Raw genomic sequence first — 2110 nt, 5'->3', positions numbered from 1 at the left:
ATCAACGACATCCCGGCCGAGCGCATCTCGGAGGTCGAGGCCGATCCCGACCTTCAGGTCCGCACCTGGGCGCCGCTCAACTTCGACTTCGTGAACTTCAACCACAACCTCGAGCTGTTCCAGGATCGCCGCGTGCGTCAGGCCTTCGACCTGATGATCGACAAGGAGATGCTCATGCAGGGCGCCCTCTGGGGGCAGGGGCAGACGACGCCGACGCCGAGCTTCCCGAACGACGCCTCGCGCAACGGCGACATCGTCCAGCGGGCGCAGGACATCGCCGCGGCGCGCGCGCTGCTGGAGGAGGCGGGCTATCCGGCCGGAAGCCTGAATGTCGTCTTCAAGGTGACGACGAACTACCCCTACCACGTCGACAGCGCGCAGATCATCGCGGAATGGGCGCGCGAGGCGGGCGTGAACATGACGATCGAGCAGCTCACCTGGGCCGACTGGCTGAGCCAGGTCTGGGTCGACCGCGACTTCGAAATGACGATGATGAACTTCTTCACCATCTGGGAGCCCGATCGCCTGTATTACTCGCTCTACCACTCCACCGGCGGCTTCAACTACCGCAACATCGTCGATCCGCTGATCGACGAACTGGCCGAGGCCGCGCGCGGCGAGGTCGATCCGCAGGCGCGCATCGACATCTACAAGCGCATCCAGCAGCACATCTACGACGAGTCCCTCGACGTGGTGCTCTGGTACCGCAACGGCTCCATCGCGGCGCTGCCGTCGGTGGGCGGGCTCGACACGGTGGTGCACCCCAACGGGTCGAACCTCAACTTCCACAGGGTCTGGCTGAACGCCTGATCCCGAGAGCCGGGCGGGGCGCTTCCCAGGGCCGCCCCGCCCGATCCTCGTCGGCCCCCCAACCCCGGATACCGTCCCGATGGTCTATCTCGTCAACCGGCTCCTGTCGGTCGCGCTTACCCTGTTCCTCATCTCCATCGTCACCTTCGGGATCACCAACATCCTGCCGGGCGACGTGGCGATGATGATCATGGGCACGCAGTCGAACCCCGAGGCGCTGGAGGGCCTGCGGGAGTCGCTGGGGCTGAACGACCCGCTTCTGGTGCAGTACGGCCGCTGGATGGGGGGGATGCTGAGCGGCAACTGGGGCGAGTCGCTGCTGTTCAACGAGCCCATCGCGCCGCTCATCTCGCAGAAGGTGCTGGCCTCGGGGCTGATCGTGGTGCTGACGATGCTCATGGCGCTGGTCCTCGCCATCCCGTTGGGCGTCTGGGCCGCGCGGCATCGCGACCGCTGGCAGGACACGACCTCCTCGACGGTCGCGCTCCTCGGCCTCAGCATGCCGGACTTCTTCATCGGCATCATGCTGATCCTGCTCTTCGCCGCCGGGCTCGGATGGCTGCCCTCCTCGGGCTTCGTCGACCCGACCGCGGATCTCCTCGGCGCCGTCCGCCACGCCTTCCTGCCGTCGCTGGCCCTCGCGCTCGGGCTCATGGCGCACCTGACGCGGATGACGCGGTCGGCGATGATGGGCATCCTGAACCAGGAGTTCATCCGGGTGGCCCGCGCCAAGGGCCTGCCCGAGCGCACGGTCGTCTGGGGTTACGCGCTGCCCAATGCCATCGGTCCGGTGATGACGGTCGCGGGCCTCCAGATCGGCTATCTCTTCGGCTCGATCATCGTGATCGAGAGCCTCTTCTCCTATACCGGCATGGGCTGGCTGACCTACCAGGCGCTGCTGAACCGGGACATCCCGCTGATCCAGAGCACGATCTTCGTGATCGCGGCGGTCGTGATGCTGGTGAACCTCGCCGTCGATCTCCTCTACCGGGCGATCGACCCGCGGATCAGGCTGGGGTAGGGCGATGCGCAAGTTCCTCTCCGCCAAGGCGCTGATCGGCCTCGCGCTCTTGCTGACGGTGATCGCGGTCGCGGTCCTCGCGCCCTTCTTCATCCCGCCCGAGCGTGCGACCCAGATGGTGATGAGCGCGCGCCTCCAGCCGCCGTCGCTCGAATACCCGCTCGGCACCGACCAGCTCGGCCGCGACCTTCTTGCCCGCGTGATGCTGGGCGCGCAGACCTCGCTGATGATCGCGGTCCTCGCGGTCGGCATGTCCATCGTGCTGGGCCTGCCGCTGGG

At 67.0% G+C, this 2110-nt stretch carries 2 protein-coding genes and 1 pseudogene; all 3 read left to right on the top strand.

Annotated elements, in window-relative coordinates; translation table 11 throughout:
• Positions 1 to 810, top strand: an 810-nt coding sequence (locus tag ACTS11_RS11065; RefSeq protein WP_442640369.1) for an ABC transporter substrate-binding protein, incomplete at its 5' end; no start/stop codon positions are given.
• A 79-nt stretch (positions 811 to 889) separates the two neighbouring features.
• On the top strand, positions 890 to 1831 hold the full coding sequence (locus ACTS11_RS11060; protein ID WP_442640368.1) for an ABC transporter permease: 942 nt from the start codon (positions 890 to 892) through the stop codon (positions 1829 to 1831).
• Positions 1832 to 1835: 4 nt separating this feature from the next.
• Positions 1836 to 2110: pseudogene (locus ACTS11_RS11055) on the top strand (ABC transporter permease); the annotation flags it as partial.

This window comes from Roseicyclus sp., from assembly GCF_052168335.1.
Lineage (GTDB): Bacteria > Pseudomonadota > Alphaproteobacteria > Rhodobacterales > Rhodobacteraceae > Roseibacterium.
The sequence above is the reverse complement of the archived record's forward strand: the minus strand, read 5'-3'. Positions and strand labels throughout refer to the sequence as shown.